Source organism: Micromonospora sp. DH13, from assembly GCF_020873825.1.
Lineage (GTDB): Bacteria > Actinomycetota > Actinomycetes > Mycobacteriales > Micromonosporaceae > Micromonospora > Micromonospora haikouensis.
This window is the reverse complement of sequence record NZ_JAHWGR010000006.1, coordinates 100488-126910: the sequence shown is the minus strand read 5'-3', so window position 1 is coordinate 126910 and position 26423 is coordinate 100488. Positions and strand designations below refer to the sequence as shown.

The 26423-nt window shown below is 73.0% G+C and carries 25 protein-coding genes and 1 pseudogene; 17 read left to right on the top strand and 9 right to left on the bottom strand.

All coding sequences use genetic code 11. From position 1 onward, the window contains the following. Positions 1 to 35: 35 nt before the first annotated feature. The 3 genes from LPA42_RS08255 to LPA42_RS08245 form a co-directional block, all read right to left on the bottom strand. Entirely contained in the window at positions 36 to 830 is a 795-nt protein-coding gene (locus LPA42_RS08255) for an inositol monophosphatase family protein (protein WP_077936449.1), read from the bottom strand. Between the two features lie 134 nt (positions 831 to 964). Next, entirely contained in the window at positions 965 to 1906 is a 942-nt protein-coding gene (locus tag LPA42_RS08250) for an aminoglycoside phosphotransferase family protein (protein WP_077936450.1), read from the bottom strand. After that, the gene (locus LPA42_RS08245; RefSeq protein WP_077936451.1) at positions 1903 to 3348 is read right to left on the bottom strand and encodes a helix-turn-helix domain-containing protein; all 1446 of its coding nucleotides are present in this window, start codon (positions 3346 to 3348) and stop codon (positions 1903 to 1905) included. The genes LPA42_RS08250 and LPA42_RS08245 overlap by 4 nt, the downstream gene beginning before the upstream one ends. A 379-nt stretch (positions 3349 to 3727) precedes the next feature. Between LPA42_RS08245 and LPA42_RS08240 the strand changes: the two genes are divergently transcribed. From LPA42_RS08240 to LPA42_RS08205, 8 genes and pseudogenes are all read left to right on the top strand, one after another. Then, on the top strand, positions 3728 to 4006 hold the full coding sequence (locus tag LPA42_RS08240; protein ID WP_077936453.1) for a hypothetical protein: 279 nt from the start codon (positions 3728 to 3730) through the stop codon (positions 4004 to 4006). After that, positions 4003 to 4746 (top strand): FAD-binding oxidoreductase, encoded by a 744-nt coding sequence (locus tag LPA42_RS08235; protein ID WP_077936454.1) that lies wholly within the window; start codon positions 4003 to 4005, stop codon positions 4744 to 4746. Before LPA42_RS08240 ends, LPA42_RS08235 begins: the two co-directional genes overlap by 4 nt. A 9-nt stretch (positions 4747 to 4755) precedes the next feature. Then, positions 4756 to 6489: an HNH endonuclease gene (locus LPA42_RS08230; protein ID WP_077936455.1), complete on the top strand. Its 1734-nt coding sequence runs from the start codon at positions 4756 to 4758 to the stop codon at positions 6487 to 6489. A gap of 363 nt (positions 6490 to 6852) precedes the next feature. Next, the gene (locus LPA42_RS08225; RefSeq protein ID WP_077936456.1) at positions 6853 to 7092 is read left to right on the top strand and encodes a hypothetical protein; all 240 of its coding nucleotides are present in this window, start codon (positions 6853 to 6855) and stop codon (positions 7090 to 7092) included. A gap of 55 nt (positions 7093 to 7147) precedes the next feature. Continuing rightward, on the top strand, positions 7148 to 7996 hold the full coding sequence (locus LPA42_RS08220) for a sugar phosphate isomerase/epimerase (RefSeq protein WP_077936457.1): 849 nt from the start codon (positions 7148 to 7150) through the stop codon (positions 7994 to 7996). Between the two features lie 75 nt (positions 7997 to 8071). Beyond that, complete coding sequence (locus LPA42_RS08215) at positions 8072 to 8680, top strand: hypothetical protein (RefSeq protein WP_228986457.1); 609 nt, start codon at positions 8072 to 8074, stop codon at positions 8678 to 8680. A 141-nt stretch (positions 8681 to 8821) separates the two neighbouring features. Further along, positions 8822 to 9508 (top strand): annotated as a pseudogene (locus tag LPA42_RS08210) (nucleotidyl transferase AbiEii/AbiGii toxin family protein); the annotation flags it as partial. Between the two features lie 58 nt (positions 9509 to 9566). Further along, a complete protein-coding gene (locus LPA42_RS08205; protein WP_228986456.1) occupies positions 9567 to 10883 on the top strand; it encodes an AAA family ATPase in 1317 nt (438 codons plus the stop codon). 293 nt (positions 10884 to 11176) lie between these two features. On the opposite strand, the gene LPA42_RS08200 is transcribed toward LPA42_RS08205, so the two are convergent. Both LPA42_RS08200 and LPA42_RS08195 read right to left on the bottom strand, forming a co-directional pair. Next, positions 11177 to 12595, bottom strand: a complete 1419-nt coding sequence (locus LPA42_RS08200) for a hypothetical protein (RefSeq protein ID WP_077936460.1) — start codon at positions 12593 to 12595, stop codon at positions 11177 to 11179. 142 nt (positions 12596 to 12737) lie between these two features. Then, on the bottom strand, positions 12738 to 13646 hold the full coding sequence (locus LPA42_RS08195; RefSeq protein WP_228986455.1) for a fibronectin type III domain-containing protein: 909 nt from the start codon (positions 13644 to 13646) through the stop codon (positions 12738 to 12740). Between the two features lie 112 nt (positions 13647 to 13758). Here LPA42_RS08195 and LPA42_RS08190 point away from each other — a divergent pair, with 112 nt between their 5' ends. Beyond that, positions 13759 to 14328 (top strand): GNAT family N-acetyltransferase, encoded by a 570-nt coding sequence (locus LPA42_RS08190; protein WP_077936462.1) that lies wholly within the window; start codon positions 13759 to 13761, stop codon positions 14326 to 14328. A gap of 122 nt (positions 14329 to 14450) precedes the next feature. Then, on the top strand, positions 14451 to 15539 hold the full coding sequence (locus tag LPA42_RS08185; RefSeq protein ID WP_077936480.1) for an FAD-binding oxidoreductase: 1089 nt from the start codon (positions 14451 to 14453) through the stop codon (positions 15537 to 15539). A 63-nt stretch (positions 15540 to 15602) separates the two neighbouring features. On the opposite strand, the gene LPA42_RS08180 is transcribed toward LPA42_RS08185, so the two are convergent. Both LPA42_RS08180 and LPA42_RS08175 read right to left on the bottom strand, forming a co-directional pair. After that, positions 15603 to 16454, bottom strand: a complete 852-nt coding sequence (locus tag LPA42_RS08180) for an aldo/keto reductase (protein WP_077936463.1) — start codon at positions 16452 to 16454, stop codon at positions 15603 to 15605. A 146-nt stretch (positions 16455 to 16600) separates the two neighbouring features. Beyond that, positions 16601 to 17803, bottom strand: coding sequence for an endonuclease (locus LPA42_RS08175; RefSeq protein ID WP_077936464.1), 1203 nt, complete (start codon positions 17801 to 17803; stop codon positions 16601 to 16603). A gap of 268 nt (positions 17804 to 18071) precedes the next feature. Between LPA42_RS08175 and LPA42_RS08170 the strand changes: the two genes are divergently transcribed. The 4 genes from LPA42_RS08170 (at position 18072) to LPA42_RS08155 (ending at position 21640) form a co-directional block, all read left to right on the top strand. After that, the gene (locus LPA42_RS08170; RefSeq protein ID WP_144082566.1) at positions 18072 to 19496 is read left to right on the top strand and encodes a DUF234 domain-containing protein; all 1425 of its coding nucleotides are present in this window, start codon (positions 18072 to 18074) and stop codon (positions 19494 to 19496) included. A gap of 87 nt (positions 19497 to 19583) precedes the next feature. Further along, positions 19584 to 20246: a hypothetical protein gene (locus tag LPA42_RS08165; protein ID WP_043962149.1), complete on the top strand. Its 663-nt coding sequence runs from the start codon at positions 19584 to 19586 to the stop codon at positions 20244 to 20246. Between the two features lie 264 nt (positions 20247 to 20510). Continuing rightward, complete coding sequence (locus LPA42_RS08160; protein WP_043962150.1) at positions 20511 to 21152, top strand: hypothetical protein; 642 nt, start codon at positions 20511 to 20513, stop codon at positions 21150 to 21152. Positions 21153 to 21175: 23 nt separating this feature from the next. Continuing rightward, positions 21176 to 21640, top strand: a complete 465-nt coding sequence (locus LPA42_RS08155; RefSeq protein ID WP_077936465.1) for a PPOX class F420-dependent oxidoreductase — start codon at positions 21176 to 21178, stop codon at positions 21638 to 21640. 106 nt (positions 21641 to 21746) lie between these two features. Here the strand turns inward: LPA42_RS08155 and LPA42_RS08150 are convergent, their stop codons facing one another. Together LPA42_RS08150 and LPA42_RS08145 are read right to left on the bottom strand one after the other, a co-directional pair. Further along, complete coding sequence (locus tag LPA42_RS08150) at positions 21747 to 22391, bottom strand: NAD(P)-dependent oxidoreductase (protein WP_077936466.1); 645 nt, start codon at positions 22389 to 22391, stop codon at positions 21747 to 21749. A 106-nt stretch (positions 22392 to 22497) separates the two neighbouring features. Continuing rightward, positions 22498 to 23730, bottom strand: a complete 1233-nt coding sequence (locus tag LPA42_RS08145) for a serine hydrolase (RefSeq protein WP_077936467.1) — start codon at positions 23728 to 23730, stop codon at positions 22498 to 22500. 66 nt (positions 23731 to 23796) lie between these two features. On the opposite strand from LPA42_RS08145, the gene LPA42_RS08140 reads away from it, so the two are divergent. The 3 genes from LPA42_RS08140 to LPA42_RS08130 all read left to right on the top strand — a co-directional run bounded on the left by LPA42_RS08140 (position 23797) and on the right by LPA42_RS08130 (position 26180). Further along, positions 23797 to 24390 (top strand): pentapeptide repeat-containing protein, encoded by a 594-nt coding sequence (locus tag LPA42_RS08140; RefSeq protein WP_077936468.1) that lies wholly within the window; start codon positions 23797 to 23799, stop codon positions 24388 to 24390. A gap of 388 nt (positions 24391 to 24778) precedes the next feature. Further along, a complete protein-coding gene (locus tag LPA42_RS08135) occupies positions 24779 to 25720 on the top strand; it encodes a hypothetical protein (protein WP_228986454.1) in 942 nt (313 codons plus the stop codon). Positions 25721 to 25841: 121 nt separating this feature from the next. Next, on the top strand, positions 25842 to 26180 hold the full coding sequence (locus LPA42_RS08130; protein WP_077936469.1) for a hypothetical protein: 339 nt from the start codon (positions 25842 to 25844) through the stop codon (positions 26178 to 26180). Positions 26181 to 26423: the final 243 nt, after the last annotated feature.

The following is a 26423-nucleotide window of genomic DNA, read 5'->3' as shown; positions in this document are numbered from 1 at the left end:
AGCGCGAATGCTGTGCCGACCGATAGCGTCGCTGATCAGTCCTCACTCAGGGCCGCTCCCACCAGCGTCAGCACCTGATCAGTCAGGCCGGGCGCGATGCCGAGGGTCATGGCCGACCGAGCGCAGTGGTTGCTTCCGTCGCGGTCGAGCAGAACCGCACCTGCCTCCCGGGCGATAGCCGTTCCGCCAGTCATGTCCCACGGGTGGTTGGACAGGGTCAGCGCCGCGTCGATTCGGCCCTCCGCCAGCCACGCCAGGTCCAGCGCCGCTGTCCCGGTCATCCGCACTCGCTGCACCACCTCGGCCAGCCGGGCCGTCAGGGCGAGCCGGGACCGGTTCTTGACTGCGGCGTCCGGCCCGACGGCGTAGTCGCCGATCGCTACGACCGCGTCGCTCAGCCTGCTGGTGTCGCTCACCCGGATGGGCTTCCCGTCGACTGTCGCGCCGCTGCCGCGGGCGGCGGCGTACCGGTTTCCCAGGAATGGCACCTCGACGACACCGAGGACCGCGTCGTCCCCATGCAGCAGCCCCAGCGACACCGCGCACAACGGAATCCCACGCACGAAGTTCGCCGTCCCGTCGATCGGGTCGAGGACCCACTGCATCTCGCCGGTGGCGTGGACCCCGTCCTCCTCGCCGAGGAAGCCGATCTCAGGAGTGGCGGCCTGGAGGAAGGCGCGGACCTCCCGCTCGATCTCGTAGTCGAGCTGCGTCGCGAAGTCCCGTTCACCCTTGGCGGTGAACGGGCCGGGGGAGCGGTGCCGCATCATCTCGGCCGCCCGAGCTACCGCCGCCTCCGCTACCGGAAGCAGGTGCCGGTATCCGCTCATAATTGCCGCCCCCGCTGCCACTGCGATTCAAAGAGCTGCTCGAAGACCGGATACAGGCGGCCCGCGCCTGCGGCGGATACCCCCCCCGCGTCCTGCGGGCGCGTCGCCGGATCGGAGGAAGCCGCCGTTGGTCGCTAGCCGTACGTCAGTCGTCGTCGTGCCGCATTCTTGGTCGGCGTGGTCAGATCAGCGAACGGCGTCCAGCGCGTCCCATGATCGTCCTCGCGGACAGAACGGAGACGCCGGTCGAACTCGGCGGTGACCTCCTCGGATGCGGCAAGAAGAGGCACAGCGGCGACGATCATCTTCAACTCGCGTGCCTCCCGTAGCAGCCGCCACGAGGGGTCGGAGGTCACGTCGCAGCCGTAGGCGGCGGCCAACGCCTCGTGTGCCCCCGCGCGTGCGAACCGCTTCTCGCCCACCGCGACCGCCGCCAGGTCAACCTGCCAAGGGCCAACGCAGGTGGCGTCGAAGTCACACATCACAGCCCGGCCCGATTGCTGTCGGAGCAGGTTGCCGACATGAGCGTCCCCGTGGATGAGACTCCGTTCCGCGCGCTGGTTCAGGGCGGCTATCTGTGGCTCCAGGCGGTCGCACCACCGCACCAGGAAGTCACGGTCACTCCCGCGAAGGCCGTCGGCGTCGGCCAGTCGTCTGCGCGCGTCATCTACCGGGTCCCAGGCAGGAAGCGGAAACGGTGGCACGCCGAGCGAATGGAGCTCCCGCAGCACAAGGCCGAGGTTTTCCACCGTCGGGGCGGGCGATCCTGGTGGGACGTACTCCCACACCGAAGCGACCAGTTCGCCGACCTCGACCGGCTGCTGGACGCCCGGTGCCAGGCGGATGGTCGGCGCGTCGATGTCGGCGAACCAGCGTGCAAGCTGGACGACCTTCGCCACTCGGTCGCGGAGCCGGTGCGTACGGGCGATCCGGATAACGACGCCCGAACTCGGCAGGGCGAAGACAGCGTTGTTGGTCAACCGCAGCAACTGTGCGTCCCCGCAGGGGACGCCCAGGATGCCCGCGACATCTCGCATCGCCTCCGTCATCACCTGCTCCGAGAACCGCCCGCTCATGCAGCGGCCAAAGCGCGGGCGGTGAGCGCTCGCTCGAAGGCGGCCACCTCCGGAAGCTCCCGATGCCGCGACAGATCTCGACGCAGGTTGACGACACGATCGGTCACCCGCCGGGAGCTGATCCCACGTATCTGCTCCAGCACCTGGGCACCCACGGCGAGGGCTCGTTCTGGCTCGTCTGCGAGGAACAGCGCGCTGCACAACCCGACCTCGTTCAGCATCGTGCTGCGCACGTTGGCCAAGTCGAACGACGCGACGGCTTCTTCGGTCCAACGCACCGCCTCGCGCGCGTGTCTGCTGTCCTGCCGTGCCCTGTCCCGGTAGACGCGGCCGTACTGGGCGAGCAGCTCACCTCGGTCGTAGAAGCCCATCCACTCAGGCTCACGTTCGTGGCTGATGCGATCGAACTGATCATCGGCCTTGCCCAGCGTGGTCACCGCAGTTTGATGATCGCCAAGCGCGGCAACGGAGGCGGCCTCCGCGCCCCAGAAGAGGGCCTTGACCGCCGGGGTGGCCTGCGATCCGAGTTGGGCGTGCGCGAGCTGAAGCGTCGCGAGGGCGTCCCGGTTGTGTCGCAGGTGCTGAAGCTGCTTGGCCTGCGCATAGCGGATCATCGCAGCCAATGGCGCATCTCCAGCGGTGACGGCGGCCCGTTCACCAGCGACGAAGTGCCGTTGGGCGTCATCGTGCCTACCCGCGTCGAAAGCCGTCCAGCCGGCCAACTGGCGGGCTGCCGCGACCGCTGCCACCAGCCGTGGGGTGAGCCCAGCCGGGTGCGTCCAGTCGAGCATCCGGTATACCGACTCGGCGAAGCGGGCCACCTCCTGATATAGCAGGCTGCCCCCGCATTCGCGATCCACCGATCGATAGAGCGTCAGCACGGCATTCAGGCGCGCGACATCCGCAGCACCGATGCGTCGGGGCTGCACGTTGATCGTGTTGCCGATCAGCCCTGCGCCCGCCGCTACGGCGGCGATGCCAGCCAACAGCGCTCGCCGGCCCTCGTCCGGCCCCGGAGGTTGTGGCTCGCGTTCGGCGGCAACACCCGTCATGTGGCTCCGGCCTGGCGGGCTGAACCACAGGTAGGCCGTAGGGATGCCGAATACCCCTGCCCAGTGGGCCAGTCGGTCCAGGTGCACCAGCGGTGGACCGTTCTCCACCCGGCTCAACTGCGCCTGGGTGATCCCCATCCATCCCCCCACCACGGTCTGCGGCAGCGGGTGCCGCCCGTGGTAGGGATGGCACCGGTACGCCCTGATCACCCGCCCGAGGTGCCGCTCGGCGAGCGCCTGTCGTACCGGCTGGTGCTCCCAGAAGGAAGCGGGCACCACCGGCGGCGTGCTGAGCCGGTCTCGCTCGGCGGCCTGGCAGGGCGTGCAGCGTCCGCTGTCGTTGTCGCGGGCGAGTCGCCCGCCGCAGCGTGGACAGTTCGCAGGTGTCACCGGGAACCTCGCCAATCGCGGGCGGCTGAGTCCGAAGTCGAGCGTATCCAGTCAACCCGCTCCGTGGGGGTTCGGTATACGTAGCGCGCATATCGAGGACGTCCACACGCTCGGCGGCTGCGAGTGATCGGCCAAATGCTCAGCGCGCATGACGTTCACGATCATCAGTACATGGTGGAACCCCTGGCCAGCGTCGATCGTCGACCGCATGGCCCGGGGCGGGTGCTGGGTTCCGGGGCGTGTCGACCCCAACGACGCGACCTCGTCCCCGCCCGCCCCGGCGCCCACTCCATCCGGCACGACATCCAGGGGCGCAGACACCATGGGCATCACCGCAGCAGACCTCCCCATAGGGCCACCAGGCGACGGGCGTCACGGCGTGACGCCGGCCGAGATCGTCCGCCGGTGGCTGCGGCTGGTGGTGGCGGACGCGGAGCTGTCCCCGTACCTCGTCGGGGTGGATCTGGACCGGATCGCGGCGCACCTGACGGCGAGCCTGACCGCCGCGCTCGCCGATGAGCCGGCGGACGCCTGGGGTGGGCTCGGCCTGTCGGAGGCGCAGCGCCGGCGAATCGGTGACTACCTGGCCGGGGTGTGCTGGGCGGCCGACCTGCCCGGCGAGCGGATCGCCCAGGCGCGTCGGGCGGTGGCCCGATGAGCGCCGCCGAGGTGTGGGCCGGTGACGGCGTGCCGGCCAGGGTGATCGATCACGACCGGCCGTGCCCCGGCATCGCCGTCCTGACCCTGCGCCCCTGGGCGCGGCTGCCGCACCGCCCCGGCCAGGCCGTCCCCGTCCAGACCCCACGCCACCCCGGGCGGTGGCGCTGGTATTCCCCGGCCAACGCGCCCCGCCCCGACGGCACCGTCGAGCTGCACGTCCGCGCCGTGGCCGCCGGCGCCGTCTCGGGCGGCCTAGTCCATGACGTACGCCCCGGCGAGCTGCTGCACCTCGGCCCGCCCCGGGACACCGGCCTGTGCCTGCGCGACGGCGACCTGCTGCTGGTGGCCGGCGGCACCGGGCTGGCCCCGCTGCGCGCCCTGGTCGAGCAGGTCGCCGCCGCCCCCGACGGCCGCCGGGTCACGCTGGTCGTCGGCGCGCGCACCTTCGCCGAGCTGTACGACGCGATCGCCCTCGACAGGCTTCAGCGCGCCCACGACTGGCTGACCGTCGTGCCCGCCCTCTCCCACGACCCGCACGCCGATCCGGCCGAGCAGGGCGACGCGCTCGCCCTCGCCCTGCGCCACCACCGGCCGCACCAGCAGGTGTACGTCTGCGGCCCGCCCGCCATGGTCGACATCGCCCGCTGCTGGCTGCCCCTCGCCGGGGTGCCCGAGGACCACCTCCACCTGCCCGACCCGGCGGCCCTGAAAAGGATCCTGCCGCAGCAGACGGCGTAGCCTCGCGGGATGCCGGACTCCACTCTCGACGGTCTGCTCGCCGCCTTCACCGACCCGATGCCGTTCACCCGGGAGACGGTCGCCCAGGTGCCGCTCGCGCCCGGAGCGCACGTCGTCACCTGCGACGGTGACATCGTCTACGTGGGTGAGACGGGGCGGAGCCTCCGGGAGCGGCTCCGTGCCCACCTGCGGGGCAACCGCGGCTCGTCGGTGCTGCACAAGCAGGTTGGTGAGCTGCTCGACGAGGAGTTCGGACGGCAGGCGAGCACCGACGAGATCGCCGCCTGGCTCGGCAGGTGCGAGATCAGGTGGCGGGAAGCGGCCGACCCGAAGGCGCTAAAGGATGCGTTACTCGCCGTGGTCGCGCCACGGTTCAACCGGCTGGGCTCCGGGCAGCGGGGCGCGTCCACGGATCCCGTGAGCCGCTTCGAGCGGTTGGCGAACGGCCCGTACTTCAGCTCCGTGGTGGCCGCCAACCGCGCCTACCTCGACGCGGTCGTGCCGGACGCGGCTTCCACGGAGCGGGACCGCTGGGCGCTCTCCTGCCTGCCCAGCACCAGGACGGACCCGCGCCGGCTGTCGGCGATCTCCATGAAGACGATGGAGACGTTCGTGCTGCACGAACCGACCGAGCCGGGCGTCGGTGCCCGGGCCGAGGGCTTTCTGGTCGTCCGCAGGTCGGTGCTCGACAGGCACTGGACGCCCGCAGGCTTCCGGGCGGCCCATCCTGCCCTCACCACCTGGCGGTCGGACTACGTCGATGCGGGGCCCGACCAGGAGTGCCTCGCCGGTGACGTCGAGGATCTGATCGCGGCGCTCGGGGACGAGCGGGTCGTCCTCGCCGCCCGCGCCCTCACCGAGCCGCTGCTGCGATCCCGGACCTTGCACGCGCGTGGGCACTGTCAGCCACTCGCGGACGCGGTGCTGGGCCGGCGCGAACCGACCGACTGGATCTATCCGGTGGACATGGGTGACAGCCCTTCAGGGAGGAGCCGCGACGTCTGGGAGTGCTTTTCCACCGACGCGGTGGTCGACTGGCAGCTCTCCGCCGGCTATCACCAGATCGCCACCGGCGACCGGATCTGGGCGTACGCCGCCGAGCCGTCCGCCCGTCTCGTCGCGGCGGGCGTCGCCTGGGACGACCCCTATCGACTGGCTGCGGAGGGCGGGCTGGAGTGGCGGGTGGCGGTCCGGTGGGACGCCGAACTGACCCGTCGAATCCTCGGCAGCGAGCGGGGCGTGCCCGTCGTGCCGGCCGGGTCGGCGCGGGGCGTGCGGGCGATGAGCGCGACCGAGCGCGACCGGCTCGCGGACGCGCTGAAGGCGATCAGGGCGCCCCAGCCCGACGAGCTGCCGGCGGGGCGCCGTCGTCGGCTCGCGGAGGTCACCGCCCGCCAGGGGCAGGCCGACTTCCGACGCAGGCTCATCGAGGCGTACGGGGGGCGCTGCGCGATCACCGGCTGCGACACCGAGGCTGCTCTCCAGGCCGCCCACATCTCGCCCTACGACGGGCCGACCACGAACCGGGTGACCAACGGTCTGCTGCTCCGGGCCGACGTGCACAACCTCTTCGACCGGGGCCTGATCTGGGTCGACGAGCAGTTCCGTGTCCGGGTCAAGGCGGAGGCGGGACACTATGGGAGCTGGCACGGCGAGAAGCTGCGCCCACCGGCGCACGCGGGGGACCACCCGGATGCCGCCGCGCTGCGGGCCCACCGTCAGGAGGTGGCCGGGATGCGGTGAGACCCCTGGCCCGGCATCGACCTTCGTGAGACCGTCTATGTCGGAACGTGTGCGACAGGACACGAGGGGTGATCGGTGTGGGTGTTGCCGACGGGCCGTCGCGATGGTCGATCGAGACGTTCGGGTTCGCTCAGGCGGTGGCGCTGCGCAAGCGCGTCCCGGCGGCCCTCAAGCGGGCGGTGGAGCGCGCCATGGATGCCCGGGAGGCGTCCGAGATGACCAGCGACCACCTGGCACTACTCCACCAGGAGCGACGCCGATATCGCGCGGACCCGGCCGGAGCGCACCCTCAGCCGCTTCGCCCGCGCCCTGCTCGCCCTGTGCGGCCCGGAGCCGCGCTACCAGCAGGACACCCTGCCGCTCATGCCGTTCACCGATCAGGAGGCCGATGCTCGGTCGGAGCTGCGGGAGGCCGTCGAGCGGCTCCCTGTCGAGCCGAAGGTGCTGCTGATCGGGTACGCCTGCAACTCGGAGGCCGGCCTGCTCCGCGTGTGCTGGGGTGGGGCGGCGTTGCGGGGGAACGGCGACCTGGAGTGGCAGCACGTGGAGGAGCTGCCGATGCCGGGTGACGCGGCCCAGGGGCGGCGTGCCGTCGCCGCCTGACCGGCGGCCCTCTACAGTCGACGGGGTCTGTTGATCTTGCGGCGAGAGGATGCGGATGCGGATCGGCATCAACACGTGGGCGTGGGCGGCCCCGCTGACCGACCGGGCGCTCGCCCGGTTGGCCCCCCGGATCAGGGCGTGGGGCTTCGACGCCATCGAGCTGACCGTCCAGGCGCCCGGCGACTGGGATCCCGCGTCAGCGGCCGACCTGCTCGCCGGGTTGGAGCTGGCCCCCGCCGTCTGCGCGGGCCTGCTGCCCGAGCACGACCTGCTCGCCGACGACGAGGAGGTGCTGCGGCGTACGGCGGAGTTCGTGCGGCACTGCGTGCGGGTCGCGGGCCGGGTGGGCGCCGTCGTGGTGGCGGGCCCGCTCTACGCCCCGGCCGGCCGGCGGTGGCTGCTCGACGCGGACGCCCGGCGGGCCGCCACCGCCCGCCTCGTGGCGCGGCTGCGGCCGCTCGCCGACGAGGCCGCCGGGCAGGGCGTGACGATCGCCCTCGAACCGCTCAACCGGTTCGAGACGAGCCTGCTCAACACCGTCGAGCAGGCGCTGGAGGTGGTGGACGGCGTCCCCGGGCTGGGCCTCGCGCTGGACACCTTCCACCTGAACATCGAGGAACGCGACCTGCCGGCCGCGATCCGACTGGCGGGCGGCCACCTCGCGCACGTCCAGGTGTGCGGCAACGACCGGGGAGCGCCCGGCGGCGACCACCTCGACTGGCCGGGGATGTTCGACGCCCTGACCGGCATCGGCTACTCCGGCCAGGTGAACATCGAGTCGTTCACCGCCGAGGCCCTGGCCGTGCCGATGTCCGTGTGGCGGCCCCTCGCCGCCGGCCCCGACGCGCTCGCCGTCGAAGGGCTGGCGTTCCTGCGTGGCCTGACCGGGCGTGATCTCCCGTAGACCTCGGGCGGGCGTCCCGCGTGGCGCGCCAGGGAAATCCGCTACAGATCACCCTGACATGTATAGAGTTTCCCCGTGGGTTCAGTGGATCAGTCGGGGGCCGGGGGCAGGGCACTTGCCCGTCTCCCTGCCACCTTCAGCTACTCCGAGGCTCTAGCCGCCGGCGTTACTGAGTGGCGGCTGTACCAGCTGCGCGATCAAGGACTCATCGAGTCCCTCGGGCGGGGCCTGTACCGTCGTCGTGACGCCGAGGCAACGGACCTTGACCTCGTCGAGACTGCCCGCCGTGCGTCAGCGGCTACGCTCTGCCTGACCACCGCCCTGGCTCGCCACGGCCTGACCGACGAGATTCCCGCTCGCATCGACGTCGCGTTGCCTCGCGCGCGGCACCGACCGGTCACCGTCGCGCCGGTTGCCTGGCACTGGTTCGATCCCGCCACGTTCCAGATCGGGCGTACGGAGTTGCCGCTCGATGCTGAGACGTCCATTGGGCTGTACAGCCCCGAACGCAGCATCATCGACGCCGTTCGGCTGCGGCACAGAGAGGGGCCGGACTTGGTCTACGCGGCGCTCAGGCGGTGGTTGAGACGACGGGACGCTTCACCGTCAAGCCTGTTGGGGATGGCCCGGAACTTCCCCAGGGCGGAGCGACCACTCCGAGAGGCGCTGGAGATCCTGCTGTGACCGTTCGTCCGACGCGGGCCACTGTCGCCGGCCGCGTCTACCTTGACCTCCAGAACCTTGCCCGCCGTACTGGCCGGCCGACCGACGAGCTGCACCAGATCTACGGGTTAGAGGGATTCCTCCTACTCCGCCCGGCGCCCCACGCGGGACGTGGACCTCCAGGGCCGATGGATCTCGAATGACAGTGGCCAGGTGCTCGACATCGTTCGACATGTCGCAGCCGTGGAACTTGACGACGGCTTGGTGCTCGATGCGGAGGCTGCGACGGCCGAGAAGATCCGGGATGACGACACCTACGCCGGGGTGCGGGTCAGTCTTACCGGAAGCCTCTCCGCGGCGCGGCTGACCTTCCACGTCGATGTCAACGTTGGCGACCCGATCTGGCCGGAGCCGCAACCGATCAAACTGCCGCGCCTCCTTGACGGAGAGATCGTCCTAACGGGCTACCCGTTGGCCATGGTGTATTCGGAGAAGCTGGTGACGGCGTTGCAGCGCGGCCTGGCGAACACCCGCTGGCGTGACTTCGCCGATGTCTACCTGCTCTCAAATCGCCACGATATCGACGGTGACGAACTAGTGACGGCCATCCAGCAGGTTGCCCAGTACCGGCAGGTGGTGCGTGAGCCGCTGAGCAAGGCCCTTGACGGCTATGCGGCGCTCGCGCAGTCGCGGTGGGCTTCGTGGCGGCGTAAGCATCGCTTGGACAGCCAGCTTCCCCCGGAATTCGACGTGGTGTTGCGGCGTGCGTCCGCACTCGCCGACCCCGCGTTGACCGGGCGTGCACGGGGCCGAACCTGGATCGCAGCGACCTCGGGTTGGGCTATGTGACGCCGGGAGCGGTCAAGGTCAGCCTGGTAGAGTGCGGATTCGCTGGGGGAGGTGGGCAGTGACCGTCGCGCTGGAGGTGCCGCCGTCCGTCGAGGCGGAGCGGGTCGTCAACGCGGTGCTGGCCGACCTGCGCACCGGTGACCACCGGGGCGTCGTCGTCGACTCGCCGCCCGGTGCCGGCAAGTCGACCCTCGTCGTCCGCGCCGCCGTCGAGCTGGCCGCCGCCGGGGAGCCGCTGATCATCGTCGCGCAGACCAACGAGCAGGTCGACGACCTCATCGACCGGCTCGCCCGCAAGGCCCCCGGGCTGCGCATCGGCCGGCTCTCCGCCACGGAATACAAGCCGACCGACCGGGTGAAGGACCACCCGACGGTCAAGGTGGCGGCGAAGGTCGCCGACCTCGGCGAGCCGGCCGTCGTCATCGGTACGGCCGCCAAGTGGGCCATGGTCACCGAGGGCTGCTGGCCGTGGGCGATCGTGGACGAGGCGTACCAGATGCGGTCTGATGCGTTGTTGCGCGTGGCCGGCAGGTTCGAGCGGGCCCTGTTCGTGGGGGATCCCGGGCAGCTCGACCCGTTCTCCACGGTCGAGACCGTGCGCTGGACGGGCCTGACCTGGGACCCGATGCAGTCCGCGGTGGCGGTGCTGCTGCGGCACAACCCGCAGTTGCCGGTGCACCGGCTGCCGGTGTCGTGGCGGCTGCCTGCGTCGGCGGCGCCGGTGGTCGCTGCGGCGTTCTACCCGTTCACCGGGTTCCGGGCGGGCACCGGCCGCGACGACCGGGTGCTCGCGTTCACCGACGCCGGGCCGGGGGACGCCGTCGACGCGGCGGTGGAGCTGGCGGCGTCGACGGGCTGGGCGCTGTACGAGCTGCCGGAGCGGCACACCCCGCGTACCGACTCCGAGGCCGCCGCCGCGTGCGCCGCGCTGGCGCTGCGAGTGCTGGCGCGCGGCGCGGTCGCCGTCTCCGAGCACGCGCCGGCCGGCGCGCCGGTCACCGCCGACCGGATCGCCGTGGGGGCCGCGCACCGCGACCAGGTCGCCGCCATCCGCGCACACCTGGGCGCGGCCGGGGCGGGCATCACCGTGGACACCGCCAACCGGCTCCAGGGTCGCGAGTACGACGTGACGATCGTGCTGCACCCGTTGTCGGGCCGGCGGGACGCGACCGCCTTCCACCTGGAGTCGGGGCGGCTGTGCGTGCTGACGTCCCGGCACCGGCACGCGTGCGTGGTGGTGGCGCGGGCGGGCATCGCGGAGCTGCTGGACGCGCACCCGTCGACCGAGCCGGTGCACCTCGACGTGCCGGTGAAGTTCCCCGACGGCTGGCAGGCCAACCAGGCGATCCTCGACCACCTGCACGGCTCTGCCTAGCCCGACCCGGCGGGCTTCGATGGGACGATCCGAGAGTACGGGGCGCTCAGCGCCTTATCTCGTACCTGGCCAGGAGCACGCCGTCGGAGACCGTCCGGGTCTCCACCAGGGTCAGGTTCACCCAGTTGTCCAGGGCCGTGAAGAACGGCGTGCCGCCACCCATCAGGGCCTGCGGAGCGCCACACGCAGACGCCCAGAGAGCGCGCCATCCCACCGCCACCCGGGCAGTTAAGAAGGGGCCCTTCCTCTACCGAATGCGTTAACAAGGTGCCCTTCCTTGCATCTGGGCGGGGTCAGGGCACACCGAGGGCCGCGGTTGCCCACAGCGCCATGCCGGCCAGGGCGAGCAGCGCTGCCGCGAGCAGGCACCAGAGGAGCACCTGGCGCGGTGACGCTCCCGGTGACCTCGTCCGGGCCGCCGGGACGGCGGGAGCACCGGCGTTCGGCGGGCTCACCGGCCACCTGCCCACGGCGGTGGCGGGGGCGGCCGAGGCCGCGTACCCGACGGGGTTCTCGTCGAGGTGGGCCTGCATGGCCCGCGCCGCGAGCCGCAGACACCACAGGCCCCGGTCGGGCCGCAGGTCCTCGAAGGTGGTGCAGGTCAGGGCCTGGGCGATCAGGGAGACCCGGGCCTGCCTGCGCCACGTGGCCGTGTCACCGGGCCCCGCGTAGGCGGTCCCCACCTCGTCGGCGATCCGGACGAGTTCCGCGACGGGTCCGGGCAGCGCGCCCGGTCGCCCCCGCTGCGGGTGGACGAGGTAGTCGATCAGCGCCTCGGACTCGTCGCGGGTGAGTCCAGGGACGTACCGGAGCACGGTGGCCAGCAGCAGGGCGGCGACGTCGCGGGTCAGCGGGGCGTCCGCGTCGACGGCACTCACCCCGACCAGCGAGAACCGCTCGGGGTACGACCGGCCGTCGGCCCCGCAGGGCACGAGCACGTTGCCGCCGTGCAGGTCGCCGTGGGCGAAGCCGGCATGGAAGTCGACCGGCTGGCGGTGGTGCGGCGACGCGGGGTCAACGGGCCGCAGCGGGTTCGGCAGGGGCCGCGAGTCGATGAGCAGCGACTCGGCGCCGCCGTGGAACCCGAAGATGCTCAATGCGTGATGGATCTTCTCCCACGCGCCGGCCGCCCGCAGTTCCCGTTCGAGGTACGGGCCGAGCGTCGTCTGGCGCGTCGGCGGGCCGGCGGTCGGTGCGACCTTGTTCCACTCGTGCAGCACCGCCTCCAGCACGGCCCGGAAGGCAGCGAGCAGGTCGTCGCCGTCCAGCTCGTCCAGGCCCCGCACCCGGGCCTCGTCGTCGGTCGGCTCCTGGAAGTCGCTGGTCGGCTCCTGGAACATCAGCCGGCGGCCGTCGCGCAGGTCGATCGGCGGGAAGATCTGCTCGGCCAGGTGCTGCCGGGCGAAGTCGCCCACGGTGGCGCGCGCGGTGGCCCGTGACCACTGCTGGCCGCGCACCTCCCGGTGCCGCGAGCGGGCCGGCAGGACCTTGACGAAGACCTTCCGGCTGGGCTCCCGGCCCGGCGGCGCCGGCTCGGTGAGCCGCGCGACGAAGAGTGTGCCGCCGCCGTAGCCCCGGTCGAGGCGGGTCTGCGGCGGGACGCTGATCTCCCGGTCGCACTGCTGCCCGAAGTCCTCCAGCGCCGCCCTGAGCGTGGGGTCGGGTACGTAAGGTTCGAGGGGTTCGCCCATGTCCGCCGTCGGGCCCTTCACGAGTGAAAGTGAATGTGGACGATCGGGATGCGTCGTCCAAGAAGGGTGTCGCGCGCGGAGTAGAAGCTACCTCAGGGCGGGGCGAATCAGGGGGATACTCGCAGCGAGCTGCCAACGTACTTAAAAGTGGCTCCGGCCGGGCTCAGCCGGCGTACTGGTCGCCGAACTCGCGGACACCGTCGACGTCGACGGTGATCCGGCTGTTGTCGGCCCAGGTGCCGGTGGCGGCCCGCCAGCTCGGGTCGTCCCGCTCGTCGATGGCGGTCCAGTTCTGCCGGTGGAAGCGGAGCTGGATCGGCCCGCTCGACTCGCCGGGGGCGAGGGTCCCGCCGGTGAAGGTGAGCCGGACGTATCCGGGTACGGGCGTGCCCGGCACCGGGTACCGCGTCGCGGTGGGGACTGGCGTGGGGCTGCTCCCCGGGGGCGGGGGCGGCGGCGCGGGCGGCGGGAAGTAGAACAGCTGCCGCTGGATCCTGTCGCAGCCCAGCGCCGCCCAGTCGCACTCCGTCACGAGGGACGTGTTGCCGCCCTCGAAGCGCACGTGGTAGTCCACCCGCACGGTGCGCAGGTCGAGCGGCTGCGTGCCGGTGTTGACGACCTGCGCGACGAACTGGACCTGGTTGTCCGTGGGCGCCCAGTCGAGGTTGAGGTAGCTGACCTTCGCCCGGCCGTACGCGGTGCGCAGGTCGGTGGTCGCCGACGTGTCGGAGTATCCGCCCAGGGTGTGGGCCTGGATGGCCACCTGGTATTCGGTGCCGGGCGGCAGGGCGGTCAGCGTGATCGAGGGCGTCTGCGTGCTGCCCAGTCCCCGGTACGTGTTGGGGCCCAGCGGCACCAGCACCTCGTACGTGATGGGTTCGGTGCCACCCGGCTCGCCCACCCACGCCGACGGCGTCCAGGTGAGGGTGAGCTGGTGCGGCTCGTTGGCCACGACGACCGGCGCGCCGGGCGTGGTGAGGGCCGGGCCGTCGTCGGCGCGGGCGGCGGTGACGGCGAGCAGGCTCAGCAGGCCGGCGACGGCGGCTGCGGCGGTGACGCGACGGGCACGCATGACCGGTAGCCTATTGGTCGATGTCCGTCGATGAATATGGCCGACCGGTCCGATGCGGCCGTCCGACCGTCCAGGGGCGGCGGGGCCGCGCCCACGCCCCTACGATCGGTCGATGTTCCGTCCGACCTTTCCGATCCGCACCGCCCGGCTGGCCCTGCGCCCGGTCGCGCTGGACGACCTCGACGACGTGCACGCCTACCAGGGCCGACCCGACGTCACCCGCTGGATGCTCGACGCCCGGCCACGCACCCGCGCGCAGGCGCTCGCCTCGGTGACCGCCATGGCGGGCGAGGACGCGCTGCGCGCCGAGGGCGACTGCCTGGCCCTCGCCGTGGTCGCCGACGCGCGGGTGGTCGGGACCGTCGAGCTGGTCTGGCGCAGCGCGGCCGACCGCACCGCCGAACTCGGGTACGTCCTGCACCCCGACCACCACGGGCGCGGGCTGGCCACGGAGGCCGCTACGGCCCTGCTGGACTGGGGGTTCGGCGAGTTCGGGCTGCACCGGGCCTACGCGCGGTGCCACGCCCGCAACGAGGCGTCGGCCCGGCTGATGGCGCGGCTCGGCATGCGCCAGGAGGCGCGCCACGTCGAGAGCTACCTGTTCCGCGGGGAGTGGGCCGACCGGCTCGTCTTCGCGATCCTGGCCCGGGAGTGGCGGGAGCGCCGACCGCCGCAGGGGTGATCGACTGATCACCCTCGGTCAATGGGGTGAACCATCGATGGTCACCGTCCGTACCCATCGCCGTGAAGACGACCGAGCTGCGAGCGGGGCCGACAGTCAGGGTGGCGGAGACGATCCGGGCGGTGAGCGCCGACCTCGGGCCGTCCTGGGCGGCGACCGCCGCCGCCGTCGACCGGGCCGCCGCCAACTTCCTGGACACCGTGAGTGACCGCCTGCCCGGCCTGCTGCCCGAGCGGGACCACACCGTGGTCTTCGCCGCGCTGGGCCGGCTTGCCGGCGGCGTCGACGACACGGCCGGGCGGGCCGCCGCGCTGGCGGTCCTGGCCCGGGCCCACCGCGGCGTCGGCCTGCTGCCGCAGCACGCCGACCTGCTCGGCGACGCCCTGCTCGCCGCCGTCGCCCGGGAGAACCGGGCACACTGGACGGCTGCCCTCGCCACCGGCTGGGAACGCGGGCTGCGTCGGGCGGTCACCGCCGTGCGCCGGGCCGCCGCCCGAGTCGGCGACGGGCCGGCGTGGTGGCGGGCCGAGGTGGTCGCTCACGACCGGGCCGCCGACGGCGTGGCCGTGCTCACCGTACGCCCGCGCCGGCCGCTGCCGTACCGGCCGGGGCAGGCGGTGCCGGTCTGCGCCCCGAGCCGTCCCGGCGCCTGGCGGTGGTACTCCCCGGCGAACGCGCCCCGCCCCGACGGCACGATGGAGTTGCACGTGCGCGCCGTCGCCGCCGGCACCGTCTCCGGCGCCCTCGTCGACGGGGTACGCCCCGGCGAGCCGTTGCTGCTCGGCCCGCCGTGCGGGATCAGCCTGCTGCTCGACCCCAGCCCCTGGCACGACCTGCTGCTCGTCGCCGGCGGCACCGGACTGGCACCCCTGCGCGCCCTCGTCGAGCAGCTCGCCGCCGCCCCGGACGGTCGGCGGGTGACCCTGGTCGCCGGGGCGCGCACCCCGGCCGACCTCTACGACCGGGCCACCCTCGCCGAGCTGGAGGCCGCCCACGAGTGGCTGACGGTGGTGCCCGCGTACTCCCACGACCCGGCGGCCGGCCCCGCCGAGCAGGGCGACGCGCTCACCGTCGCCCTGCGCCACCACGCCGGCGACCAGGAGGTGCACCTGTGCGGGCCGCCGCCGATGGTGGCCGGAGCGCGGCTGCGGCTGCTCGCCGCCGGGGTGCCCGCCGACCGCATTCACCTGCCCGACACCTTCGACCGCTGACGGCCCCGGCCGGACGCGCCGGCGGCGGGCCTGCCGTGGCAGCCCGCCGCCGGGTTCGCCCGCTCAGGCGGGCACGTAGTCGAACGTGTCGGGGTTCGGGCCCTGCCGGCCCGCCTCGCCCCGGTCCAGGCCGGTGACCCGCTCCATCGTCGCGTCGTCCAGCTCGAAGTCGAAGATCTGGAAGTTCTCCGCCATCCGCTTCGGGTTGACCGACTTGGGGAAGACGATGTCGCCGCGCTGCACGTGCCAGCGCAGCACCACCTGGGGCACGGTGCGCCCGACCTCCTCGGCGATGTCGACGAGGGTCGGGTCGTCGAGCACCGCGCCCTGGGCGATCGGCGACCACGCCTCGGTGAGGATGTTGTGCGCGTGGCCGTACGCCCGCACCTCCTCGTTGCCGAGGTAGGGGTGCACCTCGATCTGGTTGACCGCCGGCACCACGTCGGCCTCGGCGGCCAGCCGCTCCAGGTGCGGCACCTGGAAGTTGGACACGCCGATCGAGCGGGCCCGGCCGTCGCGCCGGAACTCCTCCAGCACCTTCCAGGTGGAGACGAAGTCGCCGTCGTAGAGGGTCGGCAGCGGCCAGTGGATCAGGAACAGGTCGATGTGGTCCATCTTCAGCGCGGCGAGGGTGGAGTCGAACGCGCGGCGGGCGTCGTCGGGGCGGTGGAAGCCGTTGTTCAGCTTGCTGGTGACGAAGACCTCGTCCCGGTCCAGGCCGGAGGCGCGCACCGCCTGGCCCACCTCGGCCTCGTTGCCGTACATCTCGGCGGTGTCGATGTGCCGGTAGCCGATCTCCAGGGCCCGCCCGACGGCCTCGGCGGTGTCCTCCGGCGCGATCTGGTAGACCCCGAAGCCGAGCTGGGGGATGGTGTTGCCGTCGTTGAGCGCGATGTCGGGAACCGTGTTCGCCATGTCGGCCGTCTCTCCCATCGTCAGGGGCCCGGGGCGCGCGGAGGTCGCGCGGCCGGGCCGTGCCACCCGGTTGTCCTACCCCGCCCCGGCCGCCATCTCACGACCGGGCGGGGTGATCCGCGACAACCGGGTGGCCCCGGGCGGGGTCAGCCCCAGATGGCGGTGGCCCACTCCGGGTGGTCGACGAACGGGTTGCGGTTGCCCTGCCAGCGATCGTAGATGACCTGGTTGCGGCGCTTCTCGAAGGCGTCCGGCGGGTCGGCCAGGTTCCAGGCGAGCAGCACCGACAGCTTCCCGTGGTACGGGGACGTGCCGTTGGACACCGAGTTGTTGATCTCCAGGTTCGGCCAGCCGTCGTCGCCCTCGTACCGGATCGCCATATACATGATCATCCGGGCGACGTCGCCCTTGACCGCGTTGCGCGGCTCGAACGAGTCGGCGTCGGAGTAGCAGCCGGTGCACTCGGACACCCCGCTGCCCCCGGCGTCGAAGTCCTTGTTGCCGCGCGTCGAGTTGACCGAGACGTCCTCGGGGCGCAGGTGGTGCACGTCGGTGCCGGGGCCGGTGGCGGTGCCGAAGTCGCCGTGCGACTTGGCCCAGACGTGCTCGCGGTTCCAGTCGTTGGCGTCGCCGCCGTTGCTGGTCTTGCTCTGCGAGCGGCCGCTGTAGAGCAGCAGCACGTTGTTGGCGTTGGCCGGGTCCTGGTCGGTGTCCTTCAACGCCTCCCACACCTGGTCGTAGTTGAGCTTCGTCTGCGTCCTGATGATGGCGTGCAGGGAGCTGCGCAGCGCGGTGCCGGTCTTGCCGATCGCGCTGGCGTAGTACGTCGAGTCGTACGGGCCACCGCCGCCGGTGGGGCTGGGCGACGGGTTGGGCGACGCGGTGGGCGTCGGCGTCGGGCCCGGGGTGGCGCCGCCGAGGCTCATCGCGGTCGGGTTCTTCAGCCCGCCGTGGCTGAAGTACGCGGTCAGCGTCCCGGTGGCGGTGACCTGCCGGCCGCGCAGCCCCGGGTTGGTCAGCAGCCCGAAGGCGCTGCGGTAGGCGGCCGTCACCTGGACGTAGAGCATCCTGCCCGTGCCGGTCTCGGCGGCGCTGTCGGCGAGGGCGATCGCCGTGTCCGCCGTGTAGCCGGAGGTGATCACCGTGGTCGTGGCCGTCGGCTGCCCGACGACGTACCCGGTGACGGTGGCCGTGCGGCCGTCCTGAGCGGCCAGCGCCTGTGCCACGGTCAGCGTGGTCGCTGCCGACGCGGAGGTGCTCGCCACGACGGGTGTCAGCACCGTGACGGCCAGTGCGAACGCCGTGATCAGCCGCCCGGATCGCGAGCGGGTGACGCTCCTTGTATTCATGGTCAGCGATGCTATCGGCGTCGGCGTGAACAGCGGGAGAGCGCCGGGAAACTTTTACGGGGGTGAAACCGCTGCCCACGGCCGCGTGCCTGGGGCCCGCCCTCCGCGCCCCGCTCTGGCGCCGCCGCGCGCCCTTGATCGACTCCATGTCGACGACATCGCGTGATCATCCGCCCCGGATGCCGCCACCTGACCGTCATGGCCTTGGTATCGCCCCTGATACCCTCAAACTTGGTTGTTTCACAGATGAGGGTCTTGGGGGTGCGGGGTGCACGGATTCGTCGGCAGGCAGCGGGAGCTCACCGCGCTCGACGGGATGTTGGGACGGGTCAGCCGAGGTGGTCGCGCGGGTCGGCCCGGCCGGGCACTGCTGATGCGGGGGCGTCGCCGGGTCGGCAAGTCGCGCTTGGTGGAGGAGTTCGTCGAACGTGCCGGCGTCCCTCACCTGTTCTTCACCGCCTCGGCTCAACCCACTGTCGCCGCAGACCTGGCCCTGTTCGTCGAGGCCGCCCGAGCCTCTTCCCTGCCCGGCGCAGGTCTGTTCACCGCGCAACAACCCGCCACCTGGGACGCCGCTCTCACCCTCCTGGCCGCAGCTCTGCCCGCCGACCGACCCGCTGTGGTCGTCCTGGACGAGATGCCCTACCTGATCGGGACGGACCCGGGCTTCGAGGGGACGTTGCAGAAGGTGTTCGACCGGGAGCTTTCCCGGCGGCCGGTCCTGCTGATCTGCGTCGGCTCCGACCTCGCGATGATGGAGGCGCTCAACGACTACGGCCGGCCGTTCCACCAGCGGGCCACCGAGATGGTCGTGCCACCGCTGAACCCGGCGGACGTCGCCGAGATGCTCGATCTGCCGGCGCCGGAGGCGTTCGACGCCTATCTCGTCTCCGGTGGCCTGCCGCTGATCCTGGACGAATGGCCCGCCGGGGCCTCTCCGACGGAGTACCTCGCCGACGCGGTCGTCGACCCGACGTCCGCGTTGCTGGTGAGCGCGGAACGAGCCCTGGCCGCCGAGTTTCCGCCCCAGTCCCAGGCGAATCTGGTGCTCCGGGCGATCGGTTCCGGTGAGCGGACCTTCTCGTTGATCGCCCGGGCGTCGGGTGACCTTCCGCAGGCCTCCCTGACCCGCGCGCTCCGGCTGCTCACGGGCAAGCGGATCGTCGAGGCACTCGTTCCGCTGTCGACCCAGCCGTCGCGGGAGACCCGGTACGTCGTCGCCGAACCGTACCTGCGGTTCTGGCTGTCCTTCCTCGGGCCCTACCTGCCCGAGATCGAACGGGGGCGGGGCGACCTGACGCTGGCCCGGATCACCACCTCCTGGACGACCTGGCGGGGGCGGGCGATCGAACCCGCCGTCCGGGAGGCGTTGCGCCGGCTGCCCGCCGACCGGTTGCCGGCGGGAACATCGGCCGTCGGCGGGTTCTGGACCCGGACGAACAACCCCGAGATCGACCTCGTCGGCGCGGACCGGGAGCCGGTGGCCCGGCGGGTGACCTTCGTGGGCTCGATCAAGTGGCTGGAGCGGCGTGCGTTCGACGGTCACGACCTCGGGCGGCTGCTGCTGCATCGGTCGCTGCTGCCCGGCGCGGACGAGCGGACGGAACTGGTCGCGGTGTCGCGCGCCGGGGTCGACGTGGACGGGGTGCGGGCGCTGTCGGCGGAGGATCTGCTGACCGCCTACCGCGATTGAACTCCTCGCCCCCGCGCGCCGTACCACTGCGCGAGGATGTGGTGCGGCGGGTCGGCCGCACCGCTGCCGAGCTGCGGGAGGCCTGCCGTGCGAGTTGGTGAGCAGTCGACGGATCCCATCGACCAAGTGCTGGGTGAGGTGCCGGTCCCGGCGTCCCTGACACCCGAGGACGTCCGGCTCGCGGTCCGGGCGGTGGTGGTGCACACCGCGGAGGAGTGGCCGTCGGGGGCGTTGTGCCGCAACGACGGAGCGTCGTACCCCTGCCGGTTGCACCGGTGGGGCCGGCGGGTGCTGGAGGCCCACGGCCTCAACGGGCGTCAGATCGACGCCCTGATCCGGCACGGGAACCCGTTCGTGCACGTGCCGTTCCCGTTCACGGCGACCGGTCCGTCGCGCGCCGACCGGCCCGCCGCCCACCCGGCGGCCACGCAGTCCGGGCGGGGCGCGACGCCCCCGGGCCGCGCCGCCAACCCGGGCGGTCGTACGCCCATGCCGCCGGGCCGGGTCTCCGCGTCCGGCGGACGGATGCCGACACCGCCGGGGCGGATGCCGACGCCCCCGGGACGCATGCCGACACCGCCCGGGCGGGTGCCCACTCCGCCGGGGCGGGTGCCGACACCCCCTGGACGGGTGCCCCCTGCGCCTGGGCGGGTCTCCGTGCCCACCGGGCGGCCCGTGGTCCGGCCCGGCCTGCCCAGCCGGCCGGTGCCCCCCAACGCCGCCGCGCCGCGCTGGCCTCGGGCGAGCTGACGGCGAACGCGTCGCGTCGGCCCGGTCGTGGGTGCACCCCGCGACCGGCCCGACGCCGTGCGGGCAGGGGCCTGCTCGATCACGGATCGAGTGGCCTCCTGCGCCCCGCGAGGCCACTCGTTCCCCGATCGAGCGCGATCTTGGGCTGCGACGACGCGACGACGCGACGGGGGGCGGCGAGCTCGCAGCCGACTCCTACGGAGGGTGATCCCCGAGGTGGCGGCGGCTGGCGGTAACGTCAGCGGGGGCTCGGGGAGGTGGCTGGTGGCGCGCGGTGGTGTCTTCTGTGTCGAGGGGCAGTGGCACCGTGACCTCAACGAGCGCGGTTCGGTCCTGCCGACCCTGGAACTCCTCGAACGGCTGGGCAAGATCCGCTTCATCCACAAGGACGCGGCGACCCGCGACGAGCTGTTCTACTTCCTCGACCGCTGGCTGCTCAAGCAGTATGCCGACTACCGGGTGGGCTTCTTCGCCATGCACGGCGAGCCGAGCCGCCTCTGCCTCACCGACTGGGACTCGGTCGACCTCTCCGACGTCGCCGAGCGGATGGCCGGCCGCTGCGACGGCCGTCGGCTTTACTTCGGCAGCTGCTCGGTGCTGCGGGCGTCCGACGCCGCGCTGCGCGACTTCCTCGACGAGACCGGCGCGGCGCTGATCTGCGGGTTCACCCGGGAGGTCGACTGGGTGGAGTCGGCGGCGTTCGAGACCGTGCTGCTCGACGTGCTGGCCAACGGGCAGCGGCACAACGCCGCCGAGCTGCGGATGGGCTCGGCGCACTGGGCGCCGCTGGCGGCGTACCTGGGCTTCCGGGTGATCTACGCCAACGGCCGGGCCTGGCGGCCCACGGTGCGTCCCCGGGTGCCCGCCCAGCCGGCGGCCGGGCGGAGCACCGCCCGGCCCAGCTGACGGCGCTGCTGGTAGAAACGGGTATGGCACGCAGCATCGCGAGCAACACCCGGGTCGACCGGGCCGCCCTGATCGACTTCATCCGTCCCCGGCACCGGGTCCTGCTGATGACCACCCGGTCCGACGGCCGGCCCCAGTCCTCCCCGGTGGCGTGCGGGGTGGACCCCGAGGGCCGGCTGGTGATCTCGACCTACCCCGAGCGGGCGAAGGCCCGCAACGTCCGGCGGGACCCGCGCGTCTCGGCCTGCGTGCTCTCCGACGACTGGGACGGGCCGTGGGTGCAGGTGGACGGCACCGCCGAGGTGCTCGACCTGCCCGAGGCGTTGGAGCCGCTGGTCGCGTACTTCCGCAGCATCTCCGGCGAGCACCCCGACTGGGACGAGTACCGGGCGGCGATGGTCCGGCAGGGCAAGTCGCTGATCCGGGTCACCATCGACGGCTGGGGCCCGATCGCCACCGGCGGCTTCCCGGCCCGCCTCGCCGACTGAACGCCGGCCGGCCGGACGCGAGGCTGCCCGACGTGAGGCCGGCCGGACGCGAGGCTGCCCGAAATGAGGTCGACCGACCCGCGGCCGGCCCGACGCGCGGTCCGGCTCAGTAGCCGGCGGTGAAGCGCATGTTCTCGAAGCGCGGGTTCTCGATCTCGTCCACGACGGCGACGGCCAGGTCCTCGTAGCTCAGGGCCGCGCGGCCCCGCTCGTCGGTCACCGGCTCGTCGAGGCCGGTGCGGTAGTGGCCGGTGCGCTCACCGGGGTGGAACTCCAGCGGCGGCGGGGAGACGTACGTCCAGGTGACCCCGTCGGCAGCCGAGCGGTACCAGGCCAGGGCGTCGGCCTGGCCCAGGGCGGGCTCCCGGTACTCCTCCGGGAAGTCCGGTTCCTCCAGGTACGGGGTGCCGCGGGGCGTCAGCAGGGTCGCCCCGCCGCCGACGTGGATGATCCGGGGCGGGTTCGGCACCTCCCGCAGCACGGTGACGAGGTTCTCGGCCGCGTCCCGCCACAGCGCCCGGCCCTCGTCGCCGCCCACGGCGACCACCATCACGTCGGCGGCCGGGGCCAGCTCCCGCACGCTGTGCGCCGAGGTGACGTCCCCGGTCACCAGGTCGACCCCGGCCGGCAGGTAGCTGGTCGCCTCGGGGCGGCGTACGGCTGCGGTCACCCGGTGGCCCCGGGCGACCGCCTCGGCGGTGATCCGCGACCCCGCCGTGCCCCCGGCGCCGAACACCACGACGTTGCTCATGGCCCCAGGCTAGGAGCCGGCCGGGCCCGGCGGTGCCGTTCCGGCGATCCCGGCCGCGCTTCCCCGGCGCCGGCGACGGGGCGGGCGGCGGGCCCACCGGCCCGGCTCAGTCGACCAGGGCGGAGTAGACGAGCTGGCGCAGCTGGGGCCGCAGCGGATGGGTGCTCGACGGCATGAGCTGGGTGAACAGCATGGCGGTGACCTCCTCCGCCGGGTCGACCCAGAACGCGGTGCTGGCCATCCCGCCCCAGTAGTATTCGCCGGCGCTGCTCGGCACCCGGGACGGGACCGGGTCCTGCACCACGGCGAAGCCGAGGCCGAAGCCGATGCCGTCGAGGACCGTCTCGGCGAAGCCGGTCGGCGAGTATGAGGCCAGGTCGCGGCCGTCGGGCAGGTGGTTGCGGGTCATGAAGCGCACCGTGCGGGGCCCGAGCAGGCGTACGCCGTCCAGTTCCCCGCCGCGCAGCAGGAACTGGGTGAACCGGTGGTAGTCGGCGGCGGTGGAGACCAGCCCGCCGCCACCGGAGAGGAAGTCGGGCGCGGTCAGCGCGAGCCGGCCGAGCGCGTCGGCGCGGATGGCCTGCCCGGTGGCGGGGTGCGGGAAGTAGAGCGCGGCGAGCCGCTTGGCGTCGGCCTCGTCGACCCACCAGCCGGTGTCGGTCATGCCCAGCGGCCGGAAGATGCGTGCGGCGAGGAACTCGTCGAGGCGCTGCCCGGAGACGACCTCGATCAGCCGGCCGAGCACGTCGGTGGAGACCCCGTAGTTCCAGCCGGTGGCGGGCTGGAACAGCAGCGGCAGCCGGGCCAGCCCCTGGCTGGCGGCGGCCAGGTCGGCCCCGACGGGCACGCCGAGGTCGAAGCCGGCCGCCCGGTAGAGGCCGTCGACGACGGAGACCTGGGCGAAGCCGTACGTCAGGCCGGACATGTGGGTCAGCAGGTGCCAGATCCGGATCGGCTCGACCGCCGGCACCGTGTGCGGCTTGGTCACCGGCCCCTTGTCGTAGACCCGGACGTCGGCGAACTCGGGCAGCCAGCGGCCGATCGGGTCGGTGAGCTCGAAGCGGCCCTCCTCCCACAGCATCATCGCCGCGACGGAGGTGATCGGCTTGGTCATCGAGTAGATGCGCCAGATGGTGTCCGGTTCGACCGGCAGCCCGGCCTCCCGGTCGCGCATGCCGTAGGTGGCGGAGTGGGCGATCTCGCCCCGGCGGGTGACGACGATCTGCCAGCCGGCGAGCCGGCCGTCGTCGACGTACCTGCCGAAGTGTTCGTCGATCCGCGCCAGCCGGGCGGGGTCGAAGCCGATGCGGTCGGGGTCGGTGCGCAGGGCCAGGCTCACCCACCGAACCTACTAGCCGGTACGCGCCGCGCGGAAGACGTCGGTGGCCGCCGTTAGGCTGGCCGGGTGCCGGAGCCCACCGAGGACGCGACCTTCCGCCACGACGACTGGTACGCCGAGGATCTGGCCGACCGGCACTTCGTGCGCTGCGAGTTCTTCCACGTCGACCTGACCGAGGCGGTCAGCCGGGGTGCGGTCTTCACCGAGTGCGTCTTCGGCAACGTGGCGTTCAACGCCTCCCGCCACGTCGACTCGGCCTTCACCCGCTGCGTGTTCAAGCGGTGCAACCTGTTCGAGGCCGAGTTCACGGGCTGCAAGCTGGTCGGCAGCAGCTTCGAGCAGTGTGACCTGCGGCCGTTGCGGGTCGACGGCGGCGACTGGTCGTTCGTGGCGCTGCCCGGCGCCGACCTGCGCGGGGTGCGCCTGACCGACGTCCGGATGCGCGAGGCGGACCTGGCCGGCGCCGATCTGACCGACGCCACGGTGACCGGCGTCGACCTCTCCGGCGCCCAGTTGCACGGCTCCCGCCTGCTGCGCGCCGACCTGCGGGGCAGCGACCTGTCGGCGCTGGATCCGACGACGGTGCAGCGGGCCGGCGCGCTGATCGACGCCGAGCAGGCGGTGCTGCTGGCGCGGGCCCTCGGCTTCCAGGTGGGCTGACCGGCGGCTCAACCGGGGCCCGCCCCGGTTCGTGGACTTCGCCGCTTTCGCGCTTAACGTGACCTCCAGTACGCTCAGCGCAGCCGGCGGCGCCACCACCGCCTCGGCGCGTCGCGGTGCGCCCTGCCTGTCTCGCCGCGACGTCGGCGCCTGTCCGGCTGACCCCCGCCGACGTTCCCGCGCCCGTCCGGTGAACCGGCACCGTGGCGCAGTCCGCCCGGTCGCCGGTGACCCGGTCGTGCGCCGGTCCCTACCGGACGGTAACGAAGTGGAAACGCCCGGCGGGACACCCCTGGCGTCCGGGCGGGGGTGGTGCCAACGTGATACGGCTCACGCCGGTGTGCGGCGGTCGCCGGGACCGGGACACCGGGTGGGGAGTGGAGGCCAGGTGGCGCAGGAAGACCTCACGCGGGGCGTCGGCCCTGGTGGGCGCGGGGTGACCGACCCGCCGCACCGGGTCGGGGAGCTGGCCGACGGCCGGACGCGCTCGGAGCAGCGCCGGCTGGCCCGGGCCCGGCAGCGCCGACGGTGGGCGGTCGAGGGCCTGGTGGTGCTCGCCTGTCTCGTCGCCCTCGGGGTGTACGCCGCCGCGCCGGGCGGCCCCGCCACCGGGCCGGACGACGAGGCCGTGCTGCCGGCCCCCGCGGGTCGGCCCAGCGGCGGGTTCCCGGTGGTGGACCGCCCGGGCTCGCCGGCCGATGCGGCCACGCCCGGCCTGCGTCCCCGGCAGCGGACCCCGACCGCCCCGCCGCCGTCGCCGTCGAGCCCGGTGGCGCCGCAGCCGGCGGCGGTCCACCTCGACGTCGCCCAGGCCGACGTGCCGGCCGACGTCGACCTGACCGCGGCGGGCACCCGGGACTGGGTCCACTGGGGACTGCGGGGGGCCGACTCGACGGTCCGCAAACGCGACGGCTCGGGGGAGATCGCCGACGAGGGCGGCCGTGGTGACCGGGTCGGCCACGACGTCAGCCCGGAGACGTTCAGCTGGCGCGACGGTTCGCCGGTGACGTCGTCCACGGCGACCACGACCGGCGTCTCCGCCTGCGGCGTCGGCAGCGGCTTCGCGCTCGCCGTGGACGGCGGGGGCGAGGCCCGCACCGTGCGCCTCTACGCCGGCCTGTGGATGGCGCGCGGCCGGCTGGAGGCGCGGCTGTCCAGCGGCGGCGAAACGACCGTCCGCCGGCTGGAGGATCCGCACACCACGCACACCGCCGAGTTCACCGTGCGGTTCCGGGCCCCGAAGGGGGCGAAGCTGCTGCTCACCTGGACCGTCGAGGCCACCTTCGGCGGTTGCGGCAACGTCAACCTGCAGGCGGTGGCGCTGCGCTGAGCCGGTTCCGGGTGGTCGGCGCCTACCCGGCGGTCGGGACAGTTTGTCCGTCATGCCGCCTCTGGACGGTCGTAGGTTTTCCGCTGACCTGGTCCGTCCGTCCTCTGTGGAGGCTTGCCCGATGAGCAGCACCGCCACCCCCACCCGTGCCGTCCGTTCCGCCGCCGTCCCCGGCGCCCGCGAGGAGTCGGGGGAGGGGCTGTGGGACATTCCGCTGCCGCCGTACGTGACGGGGGAGGACGCCCAGTTCGCGGTGCGGGCGGTCGTGGTGCACGCCCCCCGGCGCTGGTCCGGCGGGACGGTCTGCCGCAACGACGCCAGCCCGCACCCCTGCCGGCTGCACCGCTGGGGCCGGCGGGTGCTCGCCCTGCGCGGCCTGCGGGCCGCCGAGATAGACCTGCTGATCGAGCGGGGCGACCCGGCCGCCACGGTGCGCCCGCCGGACCGCCCCGGCGCCTGACGCGCCCGTCGATCCGTGGGACGCCCGTGGGCCCGGGCCCCTTCCTCCGCACCCGGAAGGGGCCCGGGCCGGTCTGACAGGTGACGCCTGCACGCGTTCGGGCCTGCGGCGTAACGCTGCATGCGCTGATGCTGCCATGGAGAATTCTGCCGGCCAACCCCATCGGGCGAAGGTTAGTGCCGAATCGGGAGGTGCCGGGGGTTCCCGGCGGCGCAGGCGGGCGTCTTTCGTCCCGGTCCTGCA